Source organism: Paraburkholderia sp. BL9I2N2 (assembly GCF_004339745.1).
Classification (GTDB): Bacteria; Pseudomonadota; Gammaproteobacteria; order Burkholderiales; family Burkholderiaceae; genus Paraburkholderia.
Map to the genome: position 1 here is coordinate 607,338 of NZ_SMGP01000003.1, position 24,977 is coordinate 632,314.

General features: G+C 58.1%; 21 protein-coding genes and 5 pseudogenes. 11 read left to right on the plus strand and 15 right to left on the minus strand.

Annotated features, from left to right (window positions below):
* Nucleotides 1-848 precede the first annotated feature (848 nt).
* A pseudogene (locus tag B0G74_RS33510) lies at nt 849-1,322 on the minus strand (tyrosine-type recombinase/integrase); the annotation flags it as partial.
* Between the two features lie 7 nt (nt 1,323-1,329).
* Between B0G74_RS33510 and B0G74_RS33515 the strand changes: the two are divergent.
* Nucleotides 1,330-2,082 (plus strand): annotated as a pseudogene (locus tag B0G74_RS33515) (PDDEXK nuclease domain-containing protein); the annotation flags it as partial.
* 543 nt (nt 2,083-2,625) lie between these two features.
* Here B0G74_RS33515 and B0G74_RS33520 read toward each other — a convergent pair.
* Together B0G74_RS33520 and B0G74_RS33525 are read right to left on the minus strand one after the other, a co-directional pair.
* On the minus strand, nt 2,626-2,853 hold the full coding sequence (locus tag B0G74_RS33520; protein ID WP_165923974.1) for a DUF4224 domain-containing protein: 228 nt from the start codon (nt 2,851-2,853) through the stop codon (nt 2,626-2,628).
* A gap of 437 nt (nt 2,854-3,290) precedes the next feature.
* Nucleotides 3,291-3,860, minus strand: a complete 570-nt coding sequence (locus B0G74_RS33525) for a DUF1643 domain-containing protein (protein WP_132380406.1) — start codon at nt 3,858-3,860, stop codon at nt 3,291-3,293.
* Between the two features lie 35 nt (nt 3,861-3,895).
* On the opposite strand from B0G74_RS33525, the gene B0G74_RS33530 reads away from it, so the two are divergent.
* Nucleotides 3,896-4,114 (plus strand): hypothetical protein, encoded by a 219-nt coding sequence (locus tag B0G74_RS33530; protein ID WP_132380408.1) that lies wholly within the window; start codon nt 3,896-3,898, stop codon nt 4,112-4,114.
* Between the two features lie 225 nt (nt 4,115-4,339).
* Here the strand turns inward: B0G74_RS33530 and B0G74_RS47005 are convergent.
* The 9 genes and pseudogenes from B0G74_RS47005 to B0G74_RS47545 all read right to left on the minus strand — a co-directional run.
* Nucleotides 4,340-4,427, minus strand: a pseudogene (locus B0G74_RS47005) (DUF5131 family protein); the annotation flags it as partial.
* A gap of 278 nt (nt 4,428-4,705) precedes the next feature.
* Complete coding sequence (locus B0G74_RS33540; RefSeq protein ID WP_132380410.1) at nt 4,706-4,900, minus strand: hypothetical protein; 195 nt, start codon at nt 4,898-4,900, stop codon at nt 4,706-4,708.
* A 752-nt stretch (nt 4,901-5,652) separates the two neighbouring features.
* Nucleotides 5,653-6,021: a hypothetical protein gene (locus tag B0G74_RS33550; RefSeq protein ID WP_132380414.1), complete on the minus strand. Its 369-nt coding sequence runs from the start codon at nt 6,019-6,021 to the stop codon at nt 5,653-5,655.
* Between the two features lie 154 nt (nt 6,022-6,175).
* The gene (locus tag B0G74_RS33555) at nt 6,176-6,796 is read right to left on the minus strand and encodes a TetR/AcrR family transcriptional regulator (RefSeq protein ID WP_132380416.1); all 621 of its coding nucleotides are present in this window, start codon (nt 6,794-6,796) and stop codon (nt 6,176-6,178) included.
* Nucleotide 6,797: 1 nt separating this feature from the next.
* Entirely contained in the window at nt 6,798-7,220 is a 423-nt protein-coding gene (locus B0G74_RS33560) for an ester cyclase (protein WP_132380418.1), read from the minus strand.
* Between the two features lie 925 nt (nt 7,221-8,145).
* A complete protein-coding gene (locus B0G74_RS33565) occupies nt 8,146-10,158 on the minus strand; it encodes an ATP-binding protein (RefSeq protein ID WP_132380420.1) in 2,013 nt (670 codons plus the stop codon).
* Nucleotides 10,159-10,930: 772 nt separating this feature from the next.
* Nucleotides 10,931-11,884 carry a hypothetical protein gene (locus tag B0G74_RS47010; protein ID WP_243658436.1) on the minus strand — a complete coding sequence of 318 codons (954 nt, stop codon included), beginning with the start codon at nt 11,882-11,884 and terminating at the stop codon, nt 10,931-10,933.
* Nucleotides 11,863-12,312, minus strand: coding sequence for a hypothetical protein (locus B0G74_RS47015; RefSeq protein WP_243658437.1), 450 nt, complete (start codon nt 12,310-12,312; stop codon nt 11,863-11,865). Before B0G74_RS47015 ends, B0G74_RS47010 begins: the two co-directional genes overlap by 22 nt.
* Nucleotides 12,313-12,816: 504 nt before the next feature.
* Complete coding sequence (locus tag B0G74_RS47545) at nt 12,817-12,942, minus strand: hypothetical protein (RefSeq protein ID WP_279388631.1); 126 nt, start codon at nt 12,940-12,942, stop codon at nt 12,817-12,819.
* Here B0G74_RS47545 and B0G74_RS46275 point away from each other — a divergent pair.
* The gene (locus B0G74_RS46275) at nt 12,941-13,183 is read left to right on the plus strand and encodes a hypothetical protein (RefSeq protein ID WP_207915749.1); all 243 of its coding nucleotides are present in this window, start codon (nt 12,941-12,943) and stop codon (nt 13,181-13,183) included. The genes B0G74_RS47545 and B0G74_RS46275 overlap by 2 nt on opposite strands.
* Before the next feature lie 108 nt (nt 13,184-13,291).
* Here B0G74_RS46275 and B0G74_RS33580 read toward each other — a convergent pair whose 3' ends face one another.
* The gene (locus B0G74_RS33580) at nt 13,292-13,588 is read right to left on the minus strand and encodes a hypothetical protein (RefSeq protein WP_132380422.1); all 297 of its coding nucleotides are present in this window, start codon (nt 13,586-13,588) and stop codon (nt 13,292-13,294) included.
* A 589-nt stretch (nt 13,589-14,177) separates the two neighbouring features.
* On the opposite strand from B0G74_RS33580, the gene B0G74_RS33585 reads away from it, so the two are divergent.
* From B0G74_RS33585 to B0G74_RS45950, 4 genes are all read left to right on the plus strand, one after another.
* Entirely contained in the window at nt 14,178-14,696 is a 519-nt protein-coding gene (locus tag B0G74_RS33585; RefSeq protein WP_132380424.1) for a hypothetical protein, read from the plus strand.
* 209 nt (nt 14,697-14,905) lie between these two features.
* On the plus strand, nt 14,906-15,175 hold the full coding sequence (locus tag B0G74_RS33590; protein ID WP_243658438.1) for a hypothetical protein: 270 nt from the start codon (nt 14,906-14,908) through the stop codon (nt 15,173-15,175).
* Nucleotides 15,176-15,299: 124 nt separating this feature from the next.
* On the plus strand, nt 15,300-15,728 hold the full coding sequence (locus tag B0G74_RS45945; RefSeq protein ID WP_165923975.1) for a hypothetical protein: 429 nt from the start codon (nt 15,300-15,302) through the stop codon (nt 15,726-15,728).
* A complete protein-coding gene (locus B0G74_RS45950) occupies nt 15,700-16,257 on the plus strand; it encodes a histidine kinase dimerization/phospho-acceptor domain-containing protein (RefSeq protein ID WP_243658439.1) in 558 nt (185 codons plus the stop codon). The genes B0G74_RS45945 and B0G74_RS45950 overlap by 29 nt, the downstream gene beginning before the upstream one ends.
* On the opposite strand, the pseudogene B0G74_RS33605 reads toward B0G74_RS45950, so the two are convergent.
* Nucleotides 16,172-16,930, minus strand: a pseudogene (locus B0G74_RS33605) (IS6 family transposase). The gene B0G74_RS45950 and the pseudogene B0G74_RS33605 sit on opposite strands and share 86 nt — an antisense overlap.
* Nucleotides 16,931-17,440: 510 nt before the next feature.
* Nucleotides 17,441-17,563: a hypothetical protein gene (locus B0G74_RS47550; protein WP_279388632.1), complete on the minus strand. Its 123-nt coding sequence runs from the start codon at nt 17,561-17,563 to the stop codon at nt 17,441-17,443.
* 987 nt (nt 17,564-18,550) lie between these two features.
* Between B0G74_RS47550 and B0G74_RS33615 the strand changes: the two genes are divergently transcribed.
* The 4 genes and pseudogenes from B0G74_RS33615 to B0G74_RS47020 form a co-directional block, all read left to right on the plus strand.
* Nucleotides 18,551-19,933, plus strand: a complete 1,383-nt coding sequence (locus B0G74_RS33615) for an MFS transporter (protein WP_243658440.1) — start codon at nt 18,551-18,553, stop codon at nt 19,931-19,933.
* A 161-nt stretch (nt 19,934-20,094) separates the two neighbouring features.
* A complete protein-coding gene (locus tag B0G74_RS33620; RefSeq protein WP_132380428.1) occupies nt 20,095-21,249 on the plus strand; it encodes a porin in 1,155 nt (384 codons plus the stop codon).
* Between the two features lie 174 nt (nt 21,250-21,423).
* Nucleotides 21,424-24,816, plus strand: a complete 3,393-nt coding sequence (locus tag B0G74_RS33625) for a molybdopterin-dependent oxidoreductase (RefSeq protein ID WP_132380430.1) — start codon at nt 21,424-21,426, stop codon at nt 24,814-24,816.
* 47 nt (nt 24,817-24,863) lie between these two features.
* Nucleotides 24,864-24,950, plus strand: a pseudogene (locus B0G74_RS47020) (IS5/IS1182 family transposase); the annotation flags it as partial.
* Nucleotides 24,951-24,977: the final 27 nt, after the last annotated feature.

Consider the following 24,977-nt stretch of genomic DNA (forward strand, 5'->3'; position numbering starts at 1 on the left):
CACGAACAGTGCGGCGGACTGGTGGGCTGCCTCACCTGGCAACGCGTATGCACGAGAAGGAGTTGGGGGAACTGAGGTGCGGCAGACCGGCTTCTCAATAGTGTTATCAAGTGTAGTCAAAATTCGGGGACTCTTAACTCATATCGCCGCCAATGCGAAGAGCCGTTGTCGGACAAATGCCCCCTCTCAAAGAGATGCACCACGGCAATGTCGACGACTGTGCCAAGCTGCGCAAACCGCCCCCGATGACCGATCCGGGTCTGTGAGCCGCCGGCTACAACTCTGAAGGTCGAATGTCTCGTCAGGGTCGAGTACCGCCGATCACCCAACGCGAACGCAAATCTAAATGGCGCCTCACCTGGCACCCGATAGGGTGGATGAGCGCCGTCTTCGACAGCGGCACGCAGTATCAGGCGAGCGCGCTTTCGCATGGTTGTGAATGTCGTCTCCCATAAAGGCTCACTCTGGAAGTCCGTGTCGATACAAACATGCAACTAACCGTCTGGCACGTCTGCGTCTCCCTCAACCGCAAACCTTGCCTCCAGCATACGCAGGCGCAATCTACACTGCGGCAGACCGACATGAAATTTCATTTCGCCTGACCGGGCATCGCGGCGAGGTCGCCTGTGCGATTACGCGGAAAGCGCCCGAGGTGCCATTCTGGTTGCCGCCTGACGCTACCAGGTCCGGATGCTCAAGGCGTTTGCAGATGGGAGGCGTCGCATCATTGCGGTCGCCGGAAGAAAAGTCCGCCTGCGTCCGGGTGAACCAGTTCAGGTTCACCACCAACGCTGTCCAGATCAGCCGGTAGGTGGTGGTGAGTTATGGCTGCCATCGGTTACCCGTCATCACCAGTCAATACGGTGTTTCTCGTCGGTCTCGCGGTGCCGGCGATCGTCGTCGACGTGAAGATACTGGCTGGTCGTCGTCAGTGACGCATGGCCGAGGTTATCGCGCACGAGTCGCAGATCGACCTGCCGGTCCGCCATGTGGGACCCGGCGCTGTGGCGCAGCCAGTGTGCCGACGCCTGCTTGAGGCGGTCCGCGCGCGGCGCATGGTCTTCACCACGTGCGCGCAGGGATTGCGCCGCACCGTTAAAGACGTCCTTCACGATCTGGTGCAACGCTGCGCGCGTGAGCGGTTTGCGCGACTGGCCAACCGGCAGCACGAGCGGCGTGTCCTCGCCCGGCGAGGGCAGGGCGGGCAGTCCGCGTGCCCGCCGGTAGGCGCCCAGTTCCGTCATCATTTCCGTGGTGGCGGGCACCAGCCGCTCCTTGCCACCTTTGCCCATCACTTCAAGCCACCAGCGGTCCGTGCCGTTTTCGGCAATTCTCTCCGCAGTGCGGAGAGAATTGAGCTGGACGCACATCAAGACGCTCATCTATGTCGACGACCCGCTAAAGCGCGAGTTCTACCTTGAGCTCTGTCGGCTGGAACGCTGGTCGTCCCGGCAATTGCAGGAGCGCATGGATTCGATGCTCTTCGAGCGCAGTGCGATTTCGCGGAAATCCGCAGACGCGATCCGGCATGATCTGGCGCAGCTACGGCAGGAGCGGCGCGTACAGCCGGACGTGCTGTTGAAAGACCCGTATGTGCTGGACTTCCTCGGCCTGAACGATCACTACCTCGAAAAGGATCTCGAAGACGCCATCCTGCGCGAGATGCAGCAATTCCTGCTTGAACTCGGCGCTGGCTTCACATTCGTGGCCCGCCAGAAGCGGCTGCAGATTGATAACGATGATTTCTACATCGATCTGCTTTTCTACAACCGCAAGCTCAAGCGGCTCGTGGCAATCGAACTGAAGCTTGGCTCATTCAAGGCTGAATACAAGAGCCAGATGGAACTGTATCTACGCTGGCTGGCGAAACACGAACAGGAACCTGACGAACTGCCGCCACTTGGGATTATCTTGTGCGCCGGCAAGAAACAGGAGCAGATCGAACTGCTCGAGCTGGACAGGAGCGGCATCCACGTCGCTGAATACCTGACCGTGCTGCCTTCCCGCGAGACCTTGCAGGCCAAACTTCACCAGTCAATCGAGGCAGCGCGGCTGCGGTTGCGGGCCAAGCCGGAAAAATGAGGTTTTAGCGTGCTTCCTTCGGCGCTGATCGCGGAACCGCTGAGACATACGCCGGAACGATGAACGGTTTGCAGAGCAGTCGCACCCAAAGCAATGCACGAATACGGCCGAGATCAACGCTGCTACTACTCTTACTTCGAAAACGCTTTTATTTTTACTTCATCGGACGACAGTCCGGACATCCTTTTCAGCCTGGTTCTGCATCATCCCCGAAAAACTTCGTCAGGCGGTCGCATGCGCCTGCGCGTACTGCCAGCCCTTCTTTCGACTGGTCGCGAAAGTGCGTCGGTGCAACATCCGTTTTGAAGCGGTCGATCATGTCGGCGAGCGAACCGAGAGGATCTGGCCTACCTGAATGTCGAGCGCCTTGCGTTTCGCGCTGCGCTCGGCTGCTGTGATCTCTGCCCGGTCGCCGAGCTTCGCGGACGTCAGCGTCTCGCTGCGGCCGCGTCCGGGTACCTGTACCAGAAGGAGATTTTGCGCACGCCATACCGCTTGTAGAGGCGATCAATGCCCGTCGACTCGTTCGTGGCGACGTGCTTCTCACGCGAAGGTCTGGAGGTTCGGGCCGGCATCGTATTTCGTTGACTTGGTTTCAGTTGTAAGTCCGAGCTTCCGGTCGCGGTACTCGCGAGCCATCTTCGGCAAGCCATTCTTGTCGACGACGAATCGCCAGTGGTTATCGGTGAGCCAGTGCGTCATCGCGGCGCGCTGATCCGGTTTGCAGCCGACCAGGTCGGCCAGTTCGTGCGCTGATAGGTAGTCGCTCAATTCACACCCAGTGTTTGCGCGTGATTTCAATCATTCGTTGTGCTGCTGCTTCCGTTTCGATCAGGCAAGTTTTGCCTTCGGTTCTGCTTCGACCTCATCCATATATGACCTATTCTTATTTGCATAGGTCGATTGTGTCGGAGAGGGAGGGCGAAATGGAACGGTGCCTTGCTTGCGAGACGTTGATCGGAAGAGCCTCAACGGTCCCCCCACACGAAAAACTCCACTGCTCTGGGTCGGGTGTTTTCGGTACGCCAAAATCGCCGATAACACGCTACGTCCTTTACCGATGCACCTCATGCGGTTGCTGGATGAGGCAAAACACATCCAATGGATTACCGGCGGGCCTTTGGTGGACATGCGAGTCGAGTGCTCCTGTTCCGCAAGTTCCTGAGCGCAAGCCTCCCGACCATGCCTGGAGGAAGGCGGTACTTGCCTCAGTGCTGGGGCGACCCCGATAGCACCACAGAGCGAGCGATTGTTGCCGTTCGTGAGTTGTCCCCGTTCTCTGCGGATGCCGTGACAGCTGCGGGGCTCCATGCGATTAGCGGCTGATCGTTGCGCATATATAGTGGATGACGCGGCGAGCCGTCCTTCGTCGTGTCGAGACACCAAAGGCGCGCGCCGGCGTCGAGCATGATGCTGCCGACGCGCGCGGCGTGCTCTGGCCTGGCATTCGAGCCCCATGCGCAAATTACGTCGCCGCACTCGCGAGCGAAATTCCACAGGTAGTCGTCGTTATCGGGCCCGACCGGATCCGGATGGGACCAAAGAGCGGCCGGGTCTGCCGAGCGCAGCGCGTACAGGTTGGCGACTGCCAGACCATTGCAATTACACAGCTTCGCGAAGCCGCGGCATCGGCGAATGGTCGGATCGTCGAGCCGCGCGTCGGCAGTGCTCGGATTGAGCATGACGAACAGCGCATTCGATTTTTCGGGCGACATTGATTCGGCTGGGCGCGTCAGCCAATAGCGATATACGCCACAAGGGGTGATGACTGTGCTCATGCTAGGATTCCTCGAAAACCATCTGGGAGAGATCCGTGCCGCACTGGGAACACATCCGCAACGGACACGTCGTCAGCATCAACGCCGGTCAAGATGTGCGAGGCAGATGGAGTTGGTCCTATACCATCGACGGCGACGGCTACACAGAGATGCGCGACCGTCCCTTGAAGTCTGCCGATGCTGCCCGCCTCGAAGCAGAGCTTGACGCGAACGTGAAGGCCGATCGGCTGCCCGCCGGCGACGCTGTTGAGTAATTTACTCATGCAACACCTCGCGGGAATTGGTCATGCGTGCGGCCGTCGAGATGGCGGCCGGCCGCTTTCTTGCCGCAGCGATAGGGCACTGGTTCATCATCGCAGTGCATCCCTTCAGCGCAACCCGGCGTCATGGTGCTGAATTCCCACTCGCCGTCCCAATAGTCCGCCACCCGCGCGGTCTGCGTCAGCGGTCCGCCGCAATTTTCGCCGGACGCCCACTCTTCCCCATTGCTTGAACAGGCAGGGGACGCCCAGCGCCATCGCACTGATCGCGAAGATCACGAACCCAATCCGGATGCATCGGCCGCGCGTCGAATCTGCTCGTCCGTCAGCGCCCACTCCGTCTGTGCTGGCTGCGGGCAAGATAGAGTTGCGTTCCGACTTCTAGCGGGCGCGTCGCCTCGATGACTGTGCCAATGTCGTCCTGGATTGTCGCGCACGGTCGCCACCGGCTCCCCCGATTGCGCTGGCGCGGCAGGGGATGCGGTGCGACGCTTGCGCTCGTACTTGGCGCCATTGCAGACGCAGAAACCCGGCCTGCCTGTCGGCTCGCCGCAGTGACGGCACAGCTCGACGTCTGGGTCTTGCTCATTGTCCTGCAGCACTGCAGGCTTGCTTGCAGATAGCAGTTCGCGAACCATTGCGATCAATTCTTTTGCGGTCGAACGTGAAAAGCGGCTCATCGGTTTCGACAGTGTGCATATAGCCGGCCTCTACGATCTGTTCATCAGACGGTTGCATATCCGCTCCTGCGTCGAGCGTGGCGGTCTGAATTTGAGTCATGCTAGGATTCCTCTGCATCCGACAGGAGACAGCCATGCGCCGAATCGAGACGGGCTATCGTCAGGTTATGGAGTACGACCACAAGAACCGGCTGGTTCACGTGGTTACGGCATACGAGATTCGCTCTGACAGCTGACCGTTTCATGTGTACGTCGGCACGCGCGGAGACCAGATGCACAAGGTTGGCAGTGTCGGCGAGGCGCGCACTATGAACGAAGCTTTCAATCGGGCTTCCAGGCCGGCCGGATGTTCATCGACGGCACCAGCGCGTAGGAGCCCACGCGCATGCCCCCATGGTCTGTTGCCAGGAGAGAACGCGCCGCCTCTGCCTGCAGTTGGATATCACTCATAGTTCCCATTCGCCGTTTGGCTGATTTTTCCGTAAGAACTTCCCCTGGCGTGCGGTCGACAGGCACACGCGATGCGCGTATTTGCGAGCACGCCATCGTCGGAGGAAGCCATGTCGAGCCAAGCCTATGCGCCCTATCGCGGATACCGGATCGAAGTCCACGTCACTCCAGTAGCGAAGCGTCAAATCGGGGGCGGTGCGCGGCGATACCGCGTGTCGTGGGAGGTTTCGTCGTCGCAGCATCCGATGCAGACGGTTGTAAGTTTTCCAGAGCAATTCGAATTCCTTTCGGAGCAGCATGCGTTTAAATACGGCGAAAATCGAGCGCACACGTACATCGATTCAATCGAGTGCACTCGGACTGCGACGGTATAAGCCGGTTGATCTCCACACCATTTCGACGCTATCGACCCGGCAAGCGGATGCTGCGTGCCGCGCAGATTCGAGACGTGAGCAGCTCCGGCGTAATCTCGGCGGGACAGGTCATCGCGCCGGCGGGCGGCCGCGCCAGCGCCTGGACAATTCGCGGATGAAAAGCGAGGTAGTCGAGATCCGGGTCGACCATGTCGTTGCTCATGATTATGCTGAAGCCCCAGACCACGCGAAACATGCCGCCCGGCGTCGAATCAAGACACTCCTTTATGCGGTCATAGAAAACGCGCAGGTGCTCCGGATCGTCCTCGTCGAAGATGTCAGGCGTTACGCGCGCCAGGGCCGTCGCCGTTCCGTCTGCACCTCTCGTCCAAGCATGATTCGCGTGGCGATGCATCATTGGCGGCCTGTGGCTAGTGATCACATCGCCACGCTAGATAGCGACTGGGTACTGCAATTGTAGTATCTCAGTTTCGCAAAGCGGCATGGTTCAACTCGATGTCGCGCTAGATTGCACGGCGTGTTGAACCGCCCATATCCGACAAAGAAACCGATCACTCTCTTGCTTCCGGCCGCCTTGCCGCATCGACCAGCGCGCGGATCGCCCAGCGCCTCACCTTGCGAGCACGCGCGTCGTCGAGCTGCAGGACGTCCTTGAAGACGACCATCGCTTCGGTGCCGATAACAAGCGCGAGTGCCTGCGTAAGTGTTTCGAGCGCGGCGGGCTTGAACTGTTTGCGCGCCGGCTCGAGCGCCGCTTCGATCATCGGCGTGCGACGATTCTGGCGCAGCGGCACCTCGATGTCGTTCTCGCCCTTCGCCGCGCGCTCCAGCGAATGCGCGAGCATCATGCGAAGCGGCCCTTCATTGGCGAGGATCATGTCGTGCAGCGCCGCGTCGATGCGCGTGAGACGCTCGACCGGATCGGCCGATGCGTGCTTGCGAAAGAATTCGTCGGCGTCCGGCATGGCCACCTCTAGCGACGCCTCCAGAAGCAGCGCGTCCATGCTCGGAAAATGGCGATACGCCGTGGCCCGCGACACCATTGCTTCCTCGGCGATCTGCTCCAGACCCGGTTTGCAGCCCTGCTTCATGAGGCGCGACGCAGCCTGCAGCAAATCCTTTCGAGTGCGGCGCTTTTGGTTCTGGCGCCGCGTGGTTTGGATATCTGCCATGTCAGGTCTGCGGTAACTGCTGAATGATTGCCGCCAGATCGACCCAGACGTTTTCTCGCCTGATGTCGCCACTTTCGGCGAATTCCACGACATGCAGCAGCCGGAATTCGAGCGCACGCCCTCGGCCTTCGAGGCCGAACGGTCTGCCCGGGGCCTTGCCGCGCCAGAACGATTCATCAACGACGAACCCATCACCGTAAAGGCGCCGCAAGCACTCAACCCGGCTCTCGGACAGGTCCGCGAAAAGCGCCTCGTAGAACGGCCGCGCGCCTGCGCGACCGCGCGCCGGCCCGGGCGGCCAGCCGACCACATCGTGCTCCACGTCAGGGGCGAGCGTCGCGAGGACGCCATCGACATCGTCGTGTTTCTCGAAGCCGAAATGCTCATCGAGCTTCCGGTCCATTTCCATACGGGTCAGCGTCATGATTGCCTCCTCGTCCGGCTACGTCGGGAGTGTTTACGAATTCATCTTAGTAAGACTTCAATCGCATTACAAGATTTTGATATCGCTAGGTCGACCGCTCTAAATGTCGTAACTGGACAACCAGCTACGCTCCATTTGGCAGCACGGAGGTAGCCGCCGACAACGGCGCGTGACAGCCGCGAAGGTCCCCTCACGCCGGCTTCGGCATTCCCGCTCGCCCAAGTCGATCGAGCCGTTTGCCAACCGGCGTCGTATTCAAGGAGTTGATTCAACGTTGAGATGTCAGAGACCCGCGCAGTTCGGAAAATCCGGCAACATAGTAGTTCCCGCGGCTCGCAAGAATGCCGACCCAGCTGACCTGAAATAGCGACCTGGAAGGTGGGGCCCCCGAGCGGTTCAGCTTCCGGTTCGGTGACGTTCCGGGTGATCCGCGAGGTATGCCGATCTATCGTCTGTGCGGGCCGCGCAGCCAACAGGTGAGGTGGTCTGTAGCTGCAGAGAATAGACCAGCCATCGTGGCAGTTCCCGTTACAAACACTGACCTGACTCGGATGATTCTCGAACTGGTCTAACTTCTGTCGAACAGCGTCGCACCCAAAAAGGGGCGGCGCTTTTTTATCTAGAGGATACGCATTCACCGGTAGCGGCGGCACCGGCGCGATAGAGGGCAAGCCCAATCAGCGCGACGAGGATGGCTTCTACGGCCTCTGAGGTAGGTGTCATTACCGCAGCGGGTCGCGTCTCTGCCGGATGATCGTACCCGACCCTTCTCGGCCGTACGGCGCCGCCGGTTCGACGTCTGCTTAGGCGGCGTCATTAGTCATTCACTCTTCACTTTAACCGCCTCGGCTGCAGGCACTGCACTGGCGGTTGTGCCCGGAACAATGCATAAAGCAGTCGCCCATTGAAAGGTAAACCTCGCCTTTCAAAGGTCCCGCCTTGCCGCACTATCACGCAAGAAATCGATCAACGTTTCGGGGTTAACCGGCTTTACAAAATGCTGTTCACACCCGGCTTCGCGTGACCGCGCAAGGTCCTCAGGTGCACCGAATCCACTGAGCGCAATCAGAACCGCGTTTGCGGTTCTGGGCAGTGCCCTTAGCCGCCGCGCCAGTTCGTATCCGCTGATGCCGGGTAAGCCAATGTCGAGGATGACGACATCGGCATGAAATTCTTGTGCGACAGTAAGCGCAGCCTCTCCATCGAAAGCACATTGGACTTCATGGTCGTGCAGGATCATCGCCAGCGATTCAGCTGCATCACGGTTGTCATCGACAACAAGAACGCGTAGCCGCCTTGTCTGTTGGCCCGCCGGCTCGGTTGGGTCAGTAGTTCCAATGGCAGGCGCCCGCGCGATCGGCAGCGTGACCGTGAACCGCGATCCACTTCCCAAGCCATCGCTTGCGGCGGCGACGCTGCCGCCATGCATATCAACGAGGTTCTGTACGACAGACAGCCCGATACCGAGGCCCGATCGCCACCGGCCATCCGGTGAGGCAAGCTGGACGTACGCCTCGAACATACGGTCAAGTTGCGATGCCGGGATGCCGATGCCTTTATCGCTTACGACGATTTGCACCTGGTCATCGTGAACTGTGGCGTCGATCGTTATCTCGGTGTCCTCGTCCGAGTATTTGATTGCGTTGTCCAGCAGATTGGAAACGACCTGGGTCAGCCTCGTTCGGTCGCCGTTCACCAGTACAGGCTCACCGGGAATATTGACGTTGATACGGTCGCGGTGCTCGTTGGCGATCGGCAAGTTGATTTCAACTGCGCCTTGTACCGCCGCTCTGAAATCGAACACTTCTCGTTGCAGACGGATCTTTCCACAACTGATGCGTGACACATCCATCAGATCATCTATCAGTCGGGTCAAGTGTGCGCACTGTCGCTCGACGGTCACGCGCGCCCATTCGACTTCGGGCGGCATGTCCGTACGGACTTGCCTAAGAATCTGCGCCGCGTTACGGATGGGCGCCAGGGGGTTTCGAAGTTCGTGGGCTAACGTTGCCAGAAACGCGTCTTTGCGACGATTCGTCTCGCGAAGCGACTCTTCCGCGACCGTGCGTCGCGTGATATCGGTCAAAGTACCAATGAAAGAGCGGATCGAACCATCCGGCTCCGAGCGGAAGCGGCCATGCATCTCGACTACGCGTGGCGCACGGTCATAGATACGCAGGATTCGAAAAACCGAATGGAAGTCGCCCCCGTGTTGCATGGTCTCCGTGTAATGCATGATTAGCGCCTGCGCGTCATCCGGATGACAAAGTTCGCGCACGAACGCCTTGCATGACAGGGGTCCCCGAGATTCAGGCTGCCCCGTGATTTCATACATCCTTTTGTTTTCCCAAATGCCCACCCGCGTTGGAACATTCCACTCGAAAATACCGAGGCCCGCCGCAGATGCTGCCATTCGAAGGCGTTCCTCGCTCTTTTGCTGCGCGGCCAGAGCACGATCGCGCTCTTCGATGGTCGCTGAGATCCGCCTATCCTGTTCGTCGATCATTTGCCTGATCGCAGTGAGGATGGTCGCACTGAACAAATCCTCGATCAGTTGATGTGCCGCGGCTTGGGCACTACGCAATGCCGGCGTGTTCGCGAAGAATTCGCGCGTTGCCCGCTGTACGCAGCGCTGGAACTGGTCCAACTCCCGAAATAGCTCATCGAGCTGGTAGCCGCGCATCCAGCGGTCACGACCGTGTTTTCTGGCGTCGCTGTACAACCGGGCGAGCGTCATCTGCTCGGTCCGCAAAACCGAACAGATTTCCTCATAAAGCGACGGCAGATGATCAACCAGCTGACCCGTCGTTAGCCTGCCGGCTGGTTCGATCGCCGGATCGGATCGCACCGCACGCAGCCAACGGCGTGTGATAAGTCCGCGTTTTCCCTCAAGATATGCTGCAAGTCCAGGGAACGGACCGATTTGCGGCGATTTCATGATCATTGGTCAATTTTGTTATTGGAGCCACGCCCGGTCGGCGGCTTTAAGTCGTCGGGGCGGATAGCCCCGGCTCAAGTAAAAATTGCATCTGCGATGCACTTTGTATTTGCTTGCGCTTAAATCGCTGCTCCTTATGGCTACTCAAGCGTTAGTCCCTAAACCATGGCGCGCGCGGCAATCGTTCGTTGCGCCTCGTCAGCCCGAAACGCCCCGTCTGTCCGGCGCGAGGATTCGTGCAATGCACTCGCGCTCGTTATGCAAGGAACGAGCCAAACCGACGCCTTGCAGCAATGCCGAGATGTGCTTTGCAGAAAACTGGCGCGACACTGGCGAACGACAGGCCCCATGGGCCGCATGGCCTCCGTGAGCGGCCATTCGGCGGCTCGTCGCGATAGTCGCTTTGTGGCCGCACCCGGCCTTTCGCAACGATGAGGCCACAAGGCAAGGGCACGTGTGACCCGGCACGTCGATGGAATCATGGGCCTCCTGCCACTCTCTTTGAAAAGGGTGCTCCCCACCTTCGCTGTACGGCGGGACGAAGGGCTCTTCCTCGTTGTAGATAAGGCGGCCCCGCTTGACGTACGGTGCGTCGACGTGGCGTAGGATTTTCCTCGCAACAGAAATGCTGTTCACGAAACTCGAGCGTGTGAGAGCTGACGAATGAACGCCAGCCGCTCGTGCAAAAATCAGGCAAAATCCATAACACCCCAAACCGCTTTGTTATCGGCCAGGAGGTCGAACGCCACCTGACGTCGGATCTCCTGATGGCTTAAGCAGCCATGCCGGGTTTCTTCGTGTACTCGTCGAGGAAGGTTGCGATCCCATGGCTGCGCGGGAACGCTTTCTTGACGGCTTCGTCCGTGACCGACCCGGCTTCGAGCAGGCTGCTCAGCTCGTCTTCCCAACGGACGACGCGATGGGCAGCCATGAACTCGTCAACCTCTTTGAAGCGCTTCAGCGTTCCGACGTCTTGGCCGTTTGCGATGTACAGGTCGGCGACCGACGCGGTGCCGTCGCTCGTCGGGATGTCGACGGTCGCGGCGACGGCGATGATGCGCTTCAGCAGGCTTTCCTCGTCCTTCGATCCACCGTAGCGGGACGAGGCCATGAACACCTGCGCAAGATCACTGCCGTAGGAGCCGCTGATGAGCAGCGCGTCGTTGCTGACGGCAAGCAGTTGGCCGGAACGTGTATAGCTCGGCGTGTAGATGATCCGGCGGTACCCGCGGGCGTAGGCGCTTTCGATCGACGGGAGGTATGGCAGCGCGCGAATCGATTCCGGCACGTCCCAGTCCTTCGACGGGGTGGAGCGGTGGCGAGGCATAACACGAGCCGCTGGGCCTGCGCGCTCGGTCAGCGCGAGCGATGCTGCCACCAGGTGCATTGCTGGATGCTCGTCGATGCTCCCCGACCCGAACAGCAGCAGGCCGTTCGTCTTGCCGGCCAGGGCCTCGCTCAGCCGACCCTTGATCGAGGCTGGGAACACGTCCGGGGTGGCCACGGTGGGCACCAGCTCAACGTGGGGCCACGGTTGCGCGAACGGCGTGCGCGGTTCCAGCTCCCCATCGTCCGTTACCACGCCTGTTAACGTCGTGTCGTGATCCGTGTGGTCCGGGCGCGACGTCACAAGCAAGCGGACATCCGCCTGGGCGGATTCAGGCGTGGGGGTGTCGAGGAGAACGGCGATGCGATGCCCGGAGTTCAGGGCATGATTACATGCCATTCGAGACGCTCGCCCGCGTCGTCCCACGATTGCTGGTCGAGCTCTAGTGGCCCGACGATGAGCAGCGTGCCGCTGGGCACGCGGTCCAGGCCGGACGACCAGAGGCCGTACTCGCCCAGGTCGATGCTGCCGGCCCACTGATTGCCAGCGCGCACGGCGTAGACGACCGCGCCGTCGGTGGCGTCTTCATAGACTTCCAGCAGAGCGTCGAGGGCGTCCTGGGAGGTGGTGAGGTAGACGCCGGGAACGGGGCCCGCCGGCCAGACGTGCGGTGCGCTGCGGCTGGCGACCGCTCCGGGCGGTGACAGGGTTGCGAGCAGTTCCCGCGGTGACATGTCGACCGCGAAGCGCTTTTTCAGGCGGAACGCCAGGCGGCTGGTCGACGTGGTGTCCAGCTCGGTCGCGGCGACGCGATCCGGAAACGCCATCACTTCGGGCCAGTTACGAAGCCCGGGGAGCGCTGCGATCAGATGGAGCCATTGCCCAAGCCAAGGAAGGGTGCGAGGGCTGCAAAAGGCCGCGGACGAGCCCGGCCAGCAGCTTCAACTGCTGAGTGTCCATTGCTTTCTCCTGGGCGGTACATCCGGTGCACGCGTTGCGGACCGCCCATCGAAAACAACGACGATTGAATGGGATGGGTGCGTTGATGCATCGTCTTCGTCATGCCCCGGAGGGCCCGTGCGGCGGGCGACGACAGCCAGCGGCAACTATATCAGGAAAAGAGCGTGGTTCGGACAAGGTGCAGGCTCATCTCGCCGGGGGCAACCCTTCCCGCTTGGTCGTGTCTGGGCGTCTTGGCGTTCTGGTACATGCGGTGACCCCGCCGGCCGTCGATGTCGGGCATATGCGGCGGACCGATGCCTGTGACAGTCGGATTCACTCGAGGAAACGGCCACGCCGTGACCGCGGAGTTGGACGGCACTGTATTTACGTTACGGGGCGTGTGGTATCTGCCGATGTCGCTTGATAGCAGCGATGCCGCCACCGTTTATGAAGGTGTCGAGATGCTGCTCGATGACGATGTCGTGCTCGCCGGTGTCGATCTGGCACGCGACCATGAAGCTTGCCTCCTGGCTCAAATTTTCGATGGTCAGTGTCGAGGCTTACCACTCGAGTCCGACTGCCGACCAAATGCTGGCAAAAATTTCAGATTTGGTCAAGGCGGGCCATCAGACGTCGCACCGGTACGCGTCGACTCTCGATCGCAATATGCCGATCGAGATCCGGCAGCGTCTGTTTGACGATGGCTATGCGGCTGCAAAAAAGGCACTGACGTCGATGGCGCCTGCGCCGGCGTAGGATTCAGATCGCGTCAAGCTATATCTGCAACGCGAACAGCCGGCGGTGCTCTGCCCGAAAGGCGGCCGCCGGTGCTGCGAAGTTCGTCCCTTCCACGGCCGACATCAACTATCGAGGCCCGTTCGTCGGCGCTTGACTCAGCCGGTCCTGCAGCTCAGGCCTGACGCTGAATGTCGGTTCAACCATCCACTCCGACAGATACTCCTCCCAATGTTTCCAGAGACGATTGTCAAGCTCGAATTCCTTATCGATCAGATCGCTGTCGTCTTTCAGATAACAGTAGACAACCTTGCGTCCATCCCAATAGGCGATGGTGTTGTCCGTCAGGTCGGCGGACGTGCATGGCATTAGATCCCGAAGCAACTCTGCCAATTGCGTTTTGAACTGGTCGATCGTCAATTGCATACTCGCTCCTGCTGATTTTAGGACCAAGCCGCAATCAGCGGGCCTGACGGATAGACGGCGGATGCCCTCATCTTTGTTTCGACCTTCCTGCGCGTCCATTGGCGCTGATCAATCGGCTTGTCTTGGCAACGCATCAACCGTCATCCGCGTCCGGTTTACTGAAGGGAGGCGCAAGCAGTCCACGCGATATGTCAACGCCCAGCAATTCCATGGCCTCTGTCAGCTTTTCAATTTCAAGCGAGAAGTCCATCCGAAATTGCTACCCCTCCACTGTCACCGGCAGCATGTGATGTCGGACCAAGGCATAGCGCGCGTAGTGCATGGCGTTGATGACCTTGGCGTTTCGCTCGATCTGCTCGACGAATGAATCCCTAGTCATCGCTCCTCCCTTCCGCGCGCGGTAGCGTTTCTGGTCGTCCTCTCGCATACGCCGTGCCGCAACATATCCGAACATCTACCAGTCCTCTTTCGGCCGTTTTTGCGCCACTCATGACTAGAATGTCTGGACGCAAGCGAAGCCGCGAAGCCGATTTCTTAGAAGTAACGGCCAGTGGTTGGGACGTTTCGATTCCTTCATCGGAGGAATGCCATGACGTGCCTGAAAGAAAGGATTGTCGGCGTAATACTTTTTGTCCTGAGCGGATATGCGTTCGCGGACGGCCCAATCATCAATTCGCCCGAAGAGATGACGGTTGCGAACCTCGAGCCGATGCCCAAGGAGCTTGTTCCGCCCATTCCGCAACCGTTAAGCTATTTGCATCGCTATGAAATGGAATTCCAGGCAAGTCAAGCAAGGCCGTATTACGGGCAAATACAGGGCTTCTGTAGCGCTCAGGTAATGCACGAGTTTCATCTCGGCACCGGCAAAGCGATACAAATGCCTGAACCGGCGCCACAGCAGGCGTCGAATTTTCTACATCCAGGTCAGTCGACGGCGCCGCAACTCTCGCTCGTCGAGTTGCCAAACCCGACTCTTACGCTCCGTGCACAACCGCAGCGAAGGCTCTCGTTGACAGTCGATGATTGGGTATTTTCGGGCACGGCACGCGTCGCGGCTCTTGGTTCGCACAGTACCGGCGCGACACTTTCCATTCGGCACGGCTTTTAATTCGACGTGTGTGGTCAGTTCGACGTGTGGCGGTCGCCGCGCCGAAGCCGCCGCCCAATGGGCCCGCTATTACCGAGCCAGCGCCGGCCCCAAGTGGAAAACCGCTGATCGGATAAGGTTCCGACGTGGTCCCACGTACCGCCTGACGACAGGCGCAGGGCTTGCGCACTGTCCTAGCAACGCTGTATCTGAACCTTCCGGAGGAAAGCATGGCAGACGTGGAACAGTTCAAGGATGACCTGGAAACCAACGCGGACGGCCTGATTGGCGGAAGCCGCGGTGACTTCATGGAGGCGCTCGGCGAGGCCGTCTATGCGCGGGTCGGTGACGACCAGCTGGACAGCATCATTGCTGCTTATCTGACCCTGCAGGAGGTGATCGATGCGAACGTCGATAACCTCGAGGAGGAAGCCGACGAGGCGATCGATGAAGCGAAGGCCGAATTCAATGAAGCGGTCGGCAGGATTCTGGGCGTGTAGCGACGCATGAACCTGATCGTTCCGTCCGCACGGGCGGCGTCTGTGCCTGCGCTGGTCGATGCAGCGGGTGAACGGGCCGGTATCCGCTTTCTGGAGTTCTTCGCGTCGGCGGGACGATGGCAATGTGACCCTCAGCGGCCGCCGCCAGCGAAAAGACGGAAGTCTCTTTCCCGTCGAGGTGCGTGCACGAGCGTTCAACCGCAGCGGCCGCCTTTTCGCCATCGCGCTCGCCAGTAACATCACCAGGCACCGCGAGCAGCGGCTGCTCGCGCAATTCAGCGTCACGCGGACGCTATCGGAAGTGGGCTCGCTCGAAGAGGCGGCGCCGCGCATTCTGCGTGAAATGTGTGAGGCACTCGAGTGGGATCACGGCACATTCTGGCGCGTCGATCCGGAAGCGGACGTGCTGGTGCGCGTGCGGGCATGGCCCTCGCCGCCTCAGCGCGGGCCGGCTCCGAGCTGTCGGGGACGGCCGGCATCGGCATGGGCTCCCCCGGGCGAGCATGGTCGAGCGGCGCACCCGTATGCATACCCGACATGGCGCCACTCCTGAGTTCCAGCGGCCGGAATCTGCCGCGAACGCAGGGTTCCACGCCGCCTTCGCCTTCCCGGTCACGCTCAGGAGCGGGGTAGTGGGCGTGTTCGAATTTTTCAGCCGCGAGGTCCGCGATGCCGATCCCGAGCTCTTGCAGATGATGACCACCGTCGGCTACCGGGTCGGGCAATTCATCGAGCGCACGCGAGCGGAAGACGCGCTGCGATACGTCCGGGAAGAGCTTGCGCAGGCATCACAGATGGCAACAGTGGCCGAGTTGTCCGCGTCCATCGCGCACGAAATCAATCAGCCGCCACAGGCCGTGTTGGCCAATGGGCAGGCGTGCCGGCGCTGGCTCACTGCGACGCCGCCCGACATCGAGCAAGCCCGACTCAGCGTAGAGGCTGTCGTCCGTGATGCTAAAGCCACGGCGGACGTGGTAAGCCGCATTCGTGCGCTGTTCAGGCGCACGACTCCCGCAAAGGTCCGACTTGACCTGAACAAGCTGATTGTTCAGGTCGGCCCGCTGATGGCTGACGACATTTAGTTTTGCCCGAACATTGCCCTTTCTTGATCATGTGCATCACCTCGATGTCACTCAGAATGACGGGCGCGCAGTTGAAATCCTTAAACCCGAGCATCGGCCGGGTCCGGCGTTTGATGGCCCGATGGTCCTGCTCCACGATGTTGTTCAAGTACTTGATCTGACGAACCTTGATGGACATCTGGCGCTCGGCATTCACCGCGTTAAGCGCGGCCAGATTGGAGCCGCTCTTGTCGATGGTTACCGTCTCGGGCGAGCCATACTGAACGATTGCCTTTTCGAAGAAGCGCTGCGCAGCAGCCTTGTCCCGCTTGGCTCGGAACAGAAAATCAATGGTGTTTCCCGCCTTATCCACTGCCCGCTAAAGATACTTCCACGAGCGCTTGACCTTGATATAGGTTTCGTCAACCCGCCAGCTCTTGCCGACCGGACGCTTGAGATTGCGAAATGTCTTTTCGAATAGCGGCATCATCTTGATGACCCAGCGATGCACCGTCGAATGATTGACGCCAATGTCGCGCTCAGCCAGCATTTCCTCAAGATTGCAAAGACTCAGCGAGTAGGCAACGTACCATCGCACGCACAGTAGTATCACTTCAAGCGGATAGTGCAGCCGCTCCAGAACCTTGGCGATACCCGGAGCGAGCGTCGTTCGTGGCGCCAGTGTCTTCTTCATCGCGCGGCCAAAGCGTTTTCGTCAACCTCGAATTTTACCGTCTCCGCGTTAATGCGACAGAACCTATATGATTCAGTCCCCGCACAGACGACGGCGCACGGCTTCCGTGCAAGGAGATTGGCTAAGCGGCCGACTGCGCACTTCTGCTAGGGTACGATCCGGCTCGCGCGACGCCGGACGTGTGCCGGCGGTCTGCGACAGTTCCAATCAATTCGACGATCAGCATCACGGGCAGCGCGGCATAGTGAGCACGCGAACAGCACCAGAATGCCCCAGGCGGACAGGCCCGCAGTCACGATCGTTCCGGTCATCGTTGGCTCCTAGCAGGGTGCAGAGCCGCTGCATTCCCCAGTCATTTCGGCGAAACACTTCGCACAGCAGACCGCGGTAATATTCGGCCAGTAGTTCACTTGCTTCCGGACGTCTTCCTTCAACTCGCCGCATTCATCGCAGCGATCCAACACACGGACCTGCAGCGGTCGGTTGTGCCACTTTCCGAGAGCGCTCATGTCAGCAGCCCTTGTGTTGATCTGCGACGCCGACGGCGATGATGTTCGCGGCCATCTTCCGCAGTTCTGCTGACGTCGGATCATCTCGGCGCAGCTCAAGCAAATCCCTTGCGTTCGTGCTCATCGTGGCGCTCACTGGATACAGATTCTGCTAAGGTCAACAGTCCGGCGATACACATTCTTATCCAACCAGGGGATCAACGTGTACCCTCGTACGCGTTGCTACCGATATAAACCCAGTTATGCAGAACGTTTGACATGGTTGACATTCACATGAAATCGCGAAGTCCATGGAATCAAGATAGACGGACGACTCCAGGAAAACCATTCTACGAACGGTCACAGGGGTTCTACGTGGACATAGTGCGCTTATACGTTTGGATACCTCCAGGCATCCCCAAAGCTCGTGTTCGAGTCCTGTCGACGATGTTGCGCGCTCCGTTAGGAAGCCGGTCATACGCAGGTGGGAGACATCCACTCCTAGGCAGGAGCAATGCCTGCAGTTCGCAGATTGGCATTTTTTGTCTTGCAGGTTTAGCTTGATTCCATCGTGAGTGCATCACGCGATACGTCTTCAACGGCGTCGTCTTCTTTCGCCAGCCCTGGAATATCGAGCCGATCTCGGCGAATGCCCCGGGGATGTTTACCGCGCCTTGGGATGCTGCCTGGGGTATTCGCTCTTTTTCGTGCATGTATGGACCCGGCGCCTTTTGCAAGCTTCTTGTTCGTCATGTCGAAACGGTGTGCATGCATGTATCCGGCTTGCAATCGGACGATAGCGCGAAGCGCGCCCGCAGCCTTGACGAGATCCGCGCACCCTGTCCTTAGCAAAATTGCGGCTTGCCTCAGAACGCAGTGACAACCGTCAGCGCGGGCGCCGCCCAACGTTGCCAAAAATACGGATTTTTCGCAGTCGTCCAGCGGTCTTATTGCCGGCCAGTGCCCAATAGGGTCCACGCGAGGCGGGTTTGCGTCACATAGGGTAAACCTCAACTATGTATAATTTTATGGCTATATAATAGTTTGCACGGCGACAACAGATTTGTCCCAAAGAATGGCCTGACAGGGCTGGTGTTCTCCTTGCCAGACCCCCGCACGATCGATACGACTATTGAAGCTGGAGGGCATGGTGGGAGGAGTAAATGTCAACATTCACGACGTGATCGATCGTGAATCCGTCAAGAAAACGCAAGTTGTTGCGCTTGTCCTTTTGGCGCTGCTGCTGCTCTCCATCGGATACGATATACAGGTCGCTAGCTATATTGTGCCGGTACTGGCGAAAGAGTGGCACCTGCCGAAACCGATTCTAGGTACCATATTTTCAGCTGCTTTCGTAGGACTTCTAATTGGTAATTTTGGTATCTCGCCTCTTGCGAATCGATTTGGTCCGAAAAAGATGGCGATCATCTCAGCAGTCGCGACCGGCCTATTAACCTTGTTGACGTTGCTTGCGACAAACGCCAACGAGCTGATCGCCCTGAGACTGGTGACGGGAATTGCTCTGGGGGCAGCAGTTCCCTGTTCCGTCGGACTCACGTCCGAGTATAGTCCGAAACGGTTGCGCGCGACCTTCGTTATGCTGACTTACGTAGGATATTCTCTCGGTTACACCATTGCGGGCTTTTGCAGCGGCGCGCTTATACCGACGTACGGATGGGCAGGGCCGCTTTGGGTCGGGGGAATCGGCCCGCTCGTTCTAACCCTTTTCCTATTGCCCTTCATTCCAGAGTCGGCACCCTACATTGCACGCCGGCACGGCGACGAGAACCTTCTCTTAATGCTCAAACGGCTCTATCCGCATGTGGATCTGCCGATTGGGGCGAAGGTTATCTCAAACGATCCGAAGGCGGACAGCACCGACGTGAGAGGTCTTTTCTCGACAGATCTGCGCGCGGGAACGTTCCTGATCTGGGGAGTATTCGCCATGAGCACTGCCGAATACTCTTTCCTGCAAAGCTGGCTGCCGACGGTCCTTACGTCAGTTAGTTATCCAGTTAACCTTATCGTTTGGGTGACAGCAATTAGCAGTGTCGGAGGTATGGTCGCCGGTGTGGTCCTGGGCCCCTTAATGGATCGCATCGGCCCCTACATGGTTCTGTCCAGCCTTTATCTGCTTAGTGCGATCATGATGTTAGCGGTATCTGCCGTGCTAGGTGGGGCAAGTGCGCTACTGATCTTTACCGTATTCTGCTGCGGCTTTGCCGTCGGTGGGGGGCAGAAAGGCGTTGTCGCGCTAGGTTCACTCTTTTATCCCGCCGGGCTTCGGGCAACCGGAGTGGCATGGGGATATGGCGTCGGCCGGATCGGCGGGGCGAGCGGGACATATCTCGCCGGCCTCCTGTACGCCGCAGACTGGTCGCCCGATGCGATTTTTCATGCAGCAGCCGGGCCGGCATTTGTCGCTTCGATCTGCATAGCAATCATGGGTTGGCTCTATAGTGCTAACCGTTGCAAAGGATCTGCGCCGTCCAATGCGCAGCGCGACGCAAGCTAAGGTTTCTGGAAGGGCAAGGGATGAAGGACAGAGACAATTTTCTTTCGTCCTAAAGTATTTTAAAAGCGTCTTGAAGAAAAATAAATAATTAGAAATACTAACGAAAATAAACCACCTCTAGGAGTAGAGGCTGTGGCACCGACATGTTTTGGAGAATCCTAATGAGAAAACTTGTAACTATGTTTAAAATTTCCTTCGCTACGTCATTGATTCTGGCTTCCGGGAGCGCACTCGCCCAATCGTCGGTGACGCTATACGGTATTGTCGAGGACGGGTTCATCTACTCGAATAATCAGAAAGGCGGAGCCGTTATTCAGGCAACGACCGGTCAAACTAACACAAGCCGATTTGGGATGACGGGTGCGGAAGATCTGGGCGGTGGCTATAAAGCCATTTTTACTCTCGAAAATGGATTTGATCTTTCGACCGGAAAGCTAGGCCAGGGCGGGCGTTTGTTTGGTCGCTCAGCGTTCGTTGGGATCGTAGCACCGTTTGGCACAATCACCGCGGGGCGGCAATATGAACCATTAAGTCAATATGTCGGTGCGCTAAGTAGCGCCATCAGATGGGCGGGCTGGACGGGAGCGCATCCCGGTGACGTTGATAACATGCAGTCGACGATTCGATTTGATAATTCCGTGCAATATGCAAGTCCTGTTGTTAGCGGTCTTTCCTTCAAGGCAATGTACGCTCCGGGTGGTGTGGCGGGCGATCTCGCGAGTGAGCGAGCAATGTCTTTCGGAGCAGGATATAAGATCGGAAGTCTTACGCTTGGTGCTGGATATCTGAACATAAATGACCCATCAATTCCGGCTTATGGCGGAACCACTTTGCCGAATCAGCCCGGCTACACAACACCAGTGACATCGCCTATCTACCGAGGATTTGCCTCGGCTCAGACGCTGCAAATTATCGCTGTCGGCGGTATCTACCAGATTGGCGCTATCGATTTGGGAGCGATCTACTCGAACACCCGGTTCAAGAATGTAGCTTTCACGCCTACTACTCCGCATCACGGTGGTACGCCACAGTTTAACGATATTGAAGCCAACATCCTTTACCGGATCGTCCCCGCTTGGCAGCTCGGTGGCGCTTTCATATACTCCAGAACAGGTACGGCCCAATACCTGCAGTGGAATGCGGGAGTCGACTACGCTCTGTCCAGACGGACCGATATCAACCTTGTGACCGTTTGGCAACGGGCAATCGGCATTGATTCGACTGGGGCACCTGCAGTCGCGAGCATTGCCTCACTGACGCCTTCAACTACATCCAGTCAAGTGGCGATCCGGGTGAACCTCAGACATCGTTTCTGACTGCGATAAATCTGGACGTCAGCAGATGCACAAACAGACGATGATGTTTAATCGCTGCAAATTGACTTTTTTCGACGCCCAGATCGAACCCGATGGTCTACGCTGCCACAGGGCAGTTGAAAATGTTGCGAACGCGCTGGATCTTTCACCAACGAACAGACAAGCAGGCTATGCATGAAAGAGATCCGAGGTTTCTGCACACTATGTCGGTCTCAATGCGGCACAATTAACACGGTCGCAGGAGATCGGCTCGTAACAGTGCGAAACGATCCTAGCCACCCGACCGGTGCCGCTATGTGCATGAAGGGGCGCGCGGGCCCGGAAATTATCGAGGCTTCGAATCGCATCCTCTATCCTATGAAACGGACAAACCCGAAGAACGCGATTGATCCTGGGTGGGTCCGGATTTCGTGGGAGGAGGCACTCCAAACGGTGGCTTCGACGCTGTCACAGATTCGGAGTGAGTCGGGCGCTGAGTCCGTGGCATTTGCGGTCACTACCAAGAGTGGGACCGCAATTGGAGATTCGATAGAGTGGATCGATCGCTTCGTCCGTGTTTTTGGTAGCCCAAACGTCCTCGGCTCAACGGAGATCTGTAACTGGCACAAGGACAACGCACACAAATTCACTTTCGGGGTAACAATACCGACCGCTGACTACTCTCGTGCCGAATTGTCTATTCTTTGGGGCCACAATCCCACGAGCACATGGCTCGCACAGTCTGAAGCGATCACCCAAGGGCGCAAGCGCGGAGGAAAGCTTATTGTCGTTGACCCACGTCCGACACCTCTCGCATCGACCGCCGACGTCTGGCTTCAGGTCAAACCCGGGACAGATGCCGCGCTCGCTCTTGGTTTATCGAATCTCTTACTTTGTCGGTCCCGCTATGACGATGAGTTCGTCAGGAATTGGACAAATGCGCCTCTTCTCGTAAGCAGACATACGGGGCTCTTCCTTCGTGCAAAAGACATCTGGCCTGATGACAACGACAGCTTTGTCGTTTGGGACAAGAAGTCATGCGCCCCGCGGATTTATGACACCACCATGGCGGCGGAGCATCAGGGTAGCATCGACTTTGAGCTGGACGCTTCGTTGAACATCGAAACTCCACACGGGACACACGTATGTGATACCGCGTTCCGTCTGTTTGCAGCGCAATGCGCCGAGTGGAAGCCTGAAAGGGTAGAGGCGGTGACGGGTGTCTCTATTGAAAACCTGCAACAGGCTGCAGAGTTGATTGGATCAAGCAAGAAAATCGCCTATCACGCCTGGACGGGCGTGGGACAGGGCCCCAACGCTGCGCAAACCGAAAGAGCACTTGCTACATTGTACGCGCTGCGCGGCTGCTTCGACGATGTGGGCTGCAATCGAATCTATTCAAAGCAGCCAGTCAATAAGGTCGATAAGCCCGACCTGTTAGAAAAAAGCCAACTCGCGAAGGCTATTGGGCTTTCTGAGCGGCCAATCGGTCCACCGTCGGAGGGGCGGGTCAAGCCCACTGATGTCTTTCGCGCAGTCAGATCTGGAAAACCGTACCGGATCAGAGCCATTGTGGGCTTTGGCACGAATCATCTCGCAACCCAGACGGATGTGGAAGAGATCAGAGCCGGACTTCAAGAAACTGAGTTTCACGTGCAGTGCGACATGATCGAAACTCCCACCGCACGCCACGCAGACATCGTCCTGCCGGTGAGCACGCCATGGGAGCGTGAGTCGCTTCGGATCGGCTTCGAGATCAGCGAAGATGCAGAAAATCTCATCCAGCTTCGCCCCGCATTTGTGAAGGCGAGAGGCGAAAGCCGGTCAGATCTTGACATCGTCTTCGACCTTGCGTGTCGGCTTGGGTTCAGTGATGCGTTCTTTGGAGGTAGCATCGAGGCCGGCTGGAACCATATCCTTGCGCCACTTGGCTTCACTGTGGACGATCTGCGGAGAAACGATAACCGGATGGTCCGCCCACTTGAGCATCGCAACAGAAAATATGCGGAAGTAGAGGACGGCAAGGTCGTTGGCTTTGCTACTGAAACACGAAGGGTTGAACTATATTCGGAAAAATTTCTGCGATACGGATATCCCCCGGTACCGTTCCATTTGGAAGAGGTCGAGACAGATGATCGATATCCGCTGGTCTTGACTTGCATGAAGAGCGGCTACTACACACACAGTTCGTTTCGCTCAATCACCAGCCTTCGCAAGCGCGCACGCAACCCTGTTATTCAGATGAACGAAGCGGTCGCGTCCAGATTCGATATCCGCGCCGGACAGTGGGTACGCGCTACGTCGAAGTCAGGATTCGCCTGCTTCATAGCGGAGATAGAAGGTCGTTTGCATGACGACGTACTAGTGGGCGATTTTGGTTTCTGGGAAGGTTCGGAAGGGCTCGGGGTTCCCGAGACGAAACTATTTGGAGAGGGAAACACAAACTTCAATTATCTGGTCTCATCCGAACAGCGTGATCCCATTAGCGGCTCAACGAACCACAAGGCGGTGCGGTGCAGCATCGAACCGATAGAAGACCTGTCGTGGCACGGATTTCGGGAAATGAGGGTGAGCGCAATGCGTTTTGAGGGGAAAAACGCAAGGTGGTTACGTCTTGAGTCACACCGCGGACAGTTGCTCCCAAACTTCGTCGCTGGGCAATATTTAAAAATCCGTAGTGCATGCGGAAACACCGACAAATTTATAGAGCGGGCATATTCCCTGGTAAGTGCCGCAAACGTCGATGGTCGCACAACCTATGAGATTTGTGTCGGCGAAGATTCGAGGTTAAAAGGAAGGCCCGGCGTGATGTCTTCCTTTGTTCATCAAATACTGAAGGTCGGTGATATCGTCGAGGTGGCCGCACCTGGGGGCGTGTTCACAATTCCGATACATACCCGGGAGCCGGTCGTACTCCTCGCGACGGGTATCGGTATCACACCATTCATTTCGTATATTCGCTCGCTTCAAAATGCTGCGAGCGAGCATGAGACGATTCTGATTTATGGCAACAAGAATAGCTCTATACATGCGTTCAAGCACGAACTGGAGAAGCATCAGAAGCGATTGCCCTCTCTGCGTGTTGTCAACTGCTACACAGCGCCGCTAGATTCAGACGAGGAAGGAACGGACTATCAATACCTTGGTCGCATTTCGAAAGATTTGATCTCTGAGGAACTGGTGAATCGGGGCGCACGTTTCTACATGTGTGGGTCTGCTCCAATGGTCAAAGATGTGACTGCGTTGCTGCGCGAGCGTGGCGTGAGGCCGTTCAGGATCTTTAGCGAGCAGTTTGTATCTGAGACTCCTGCGAGTGATGGAATTCCCACAGGCCTCTCATTTGAGGTGAAGTTTTCTCGGAGCGGCAAGGTTGCTACATGGAAAAGCGCAGATGGAAGTCTCCTCTCTTTCGCCGAAGGTCTGGGGATAGGAGCCCCGAGCGGCTGTCGGGTTGGTCAGTGTGAAAGCTGCGCGGTCAGAGTGCTGGAAGGTCAGTTTCAACACATGAACGGGCAACAACTCGACGAACCTGATGTCGCTTTGGCATGCCAGGCCATACCGTCTTCGGCCATCGTTCTCGACCTGTAGGTAAAGCTTTTGGATGCACCACCCACTTTGAAGCATTGCAATCACTGTTGCCCGAAACCCTTGCAGGACTTCATTTCGTGGTCTTCGCAATGCTCATGCCCGTTCACGCAGTGCCAGTACTTCAAAGTGCCTAACACGCTCTAGTCTGTAGTACAGATTCC